This window comes from Kordiimonas lacus (genome assembly GCF_001550055.1).
GTDB classification, from domain to species: domain Bacteria; phylum Pseudomonadota; class Alphaproteobacteria; order Sphingomonadales; family Kordiimonadaceae; genus Kordiimonas; species Kordiimonas lacus.
Genome location: NZ_LRUA01000007.1, coordinates 1 through 2,500, shown reverse-complemented (window position 1 = coordinate 2,500; position 2,500 = coordinate 1). Strand labels below are relative to the sequence as shown.

Here is a 2,500-nt window from a genome sequence, read left to right as displayed (position 1 = left end):
CCGGGGCTCAAGACATGTACCGAAGCTGTGGATTTGATCTTATGATCAAGTGGTAGCGGAGCGTTCTGTAAGTCTGCGAAGGTGTGGCGTGAGCCATGCTGGAGATATCAGAAGTGAGAATGCTGACATGAGTAGCGATAAACAGTGTGAGAGACACTGTCGCCGAAATCCCAAGGGTTCCTGCGCAAGGCTAATCCGCGCAGGGTGAGTCGGCCCCTAAGGCGAGGCTGAAAAGCGTAGTCGATGGGAAACAGGTTAATATTCCTGTACCTGGTGGAATGTGACGGATACCGTAAGTTGTTCTTCCTTATTGGATTGGAAGGGCCGCGAAGGTGTCCCAGGAAATAGCACCACCATATAGACCGTACCCGAAACCGACACAGGTGGGATGGTAGAGCATACCAAGGCGCTTGAGAGAACTATGTTGAAGGAACTCGGCAAATTGCCTCCGTAACTTCGGGAGAAGGAGGCCCACCATTAAGGCAACTTTTTGGTGGGGGCACAAAAGAGGGGGTGGCGACTGTTTACTAAAAACACAGGGCTCTGCGAAGTCGCAAGACGACGTATAGGGTCTGACGCCTGCCCGGTGCCGGAAGGTTAAGAGGAGGTGTGAGAGCACCGAATTGAAGCCCCGGTAAACGGCGGCCGTAACTATAACGGTCCTAAGGTAGCGAAATTCCTTGTCGGGTAAGTTCCGACCTGCACGAATGGCGTAACGACTTCCCCACTGTCTCCAACATAGACTCAGCGAAATTGAATTCTCCGTGAAGATGCGGAGTACCCGCGGTTAGACGGAAAGACCCCGTGCACCTTTACTACAGCTTCAGTGTGGTATTAGGGACAACATGTGTAGCATAGGTGGGAGGCTTTGAAGCAGGGACGCCAGTCCTTGTGGAGCCAACCCTTGAAATACCACCCTTGTTGTTCCTGATATCTAACCACGTCCCGTGAACCCGGGACTGGGACCCACTGTGGCGGGTAGTTTGACTGGGGCGGTCGCCTCCCAAATGGTAACGGAGGCGCGCGAAGGTAGGCTCAGATCGGCCAGAAATCGATCGTTGAGTGCAATGGCATAAGCCTGCCTGACTGCGAGACTGACAGGTCGAGCAGAGACGAAAGTCGGTCATAGTGATCCGGTGGTTCTGTGTGGAAGGGCCATCGCTCAACGGATAAAAGGTACGCCGGGGATAACAGGCTGATACTGCCCAAGAGCTCATATCGACGGCAGTGTTTGGCACCTCGATGTCGGCTCATCTCATCCTGGGGCTGGAGCAGGTCCCAAGGGTTTGGCTGTTCGCCAATTAAAGAGGTACGTGAGCTGGGTTTAGAACGTCGTGAGACAGTTCGGTCCCTATCTGCCGTGGGCGCAAGAGACTTGAGAGGAGCTGCCCCTAGTACGAGAGGACCGGGGTGGACGGACCTCTGGTGGACCTGTTGTGGCGCCAGCCGCATTGCAGGGTAGCTATGTCCGGACGGGATAACCGCTGAAAGCATCTAAGCGGGAAGCCCCCCTCAAGATTAGGTCTCTCTGAGAGCCGTGGAAGACCACCACGTTGATAGGTCAGGTGTGGAAGTCCAGTAATGGATGAAGCTTACTGATACTAATTGCTCGATAGGCTTGAAGAGCCCCTCCATAGACAGAGAACAACACTCTCTCTATGTGTGGAACAACTTCAAAGCATGCACCAATAATAAAACGCAATCCGGCAAGCACTGCTTGCTGTTTACTCTTTTGTTGATCTGGTGGTTATAACAAGATTGTCCCACCCGGTCCCATCCCGAACCCGGAAGTGAAAGGTCTTTGTGCCGATGGTACTTCGTCTTAAGGCGCGGAAGAGTAGGTCGCCGCCAGATCTACAAAAGAGTAAAACATCATCACAACTTCAAAAAATTAAACAAACCGCCATAAGGCGGTTTTTTAATTTACCTCAAGCGCCGGCGCTCACGCTTGGCTTCCGCGAAAACGTTCGCGACGGCCAGTCGGCCTTGCCTCAGCCCCTCCGGGCTTCGGTAATTAGCGTGAAACCCGCTCAAGCCTCGCAAACAAAGCGAGCAGCCCTGAGCGCGCTTCATGGAATGGCAAAGCCAGACCGGAAGCAAAACATAATTGACGCGGGGTGGAGCAGCCCGCCAAGGCGAAGCGAAAGCGAAACCGTCTGCATCGCCGAAAGGCGCCAGACATACCTGCTACCGGGCGACGGCCCTAAACGTAGACATATGACGCGGGGTGGAGCAGCCCGGTAGCTCGTCAGGCTCATAACCTGAAGGTCGTAGGTTCAAATCCTACCCCCGCAACCAAATTTAAGGCCGATCCCCAACACGGGGGTCGGCCTTAAATCTTTGTTGGGCGGGGCCAGGCTTTGCTCCTGGTAAAACAGACCGCAAGGCTGTTTTACCAAAGGTTCCTAGCCAAGCTGACGAGGAGCAAAGCCACGAGACTAATCCTACCCACAAAACCAAAAACAAACCTCGGTCCCCAGGACCGTTTTTTGGCCTGGGG

1 tRNA gene and 2 rRNA genes (1 of these 3 cut by a window edge) are annotated in these 2,500 nt (G+C 54.0%); all 3 read left to right on the top strand.

What is annotated here, in order from left to right:
- Positions 1–1,626: ribosomal RNA gene (locus KORLAC_RS12975) — 23S ribosomal RNA — on the top strand (it extends 1,119 nt beyond the left edge of the window).
- A 113-nt stretch (positions 1,627–1,739) separates the two neighbouring features.
- Positions 1,740–1,854: ribosomal RNA gene (rrf, locus tag KORLAC_RS12970) — 5S ribosomal RNA — on the top strand.
- A 367-nt stretch (positions 1,855–2,221) separates the two neighbouring features.
- Positions 2,222–2,298 (top strand) — tRNA-Met (locus tag KORLAC_RS12965).
- Positions 2,299–2,500: the final 202 nt, after the last annotated feature.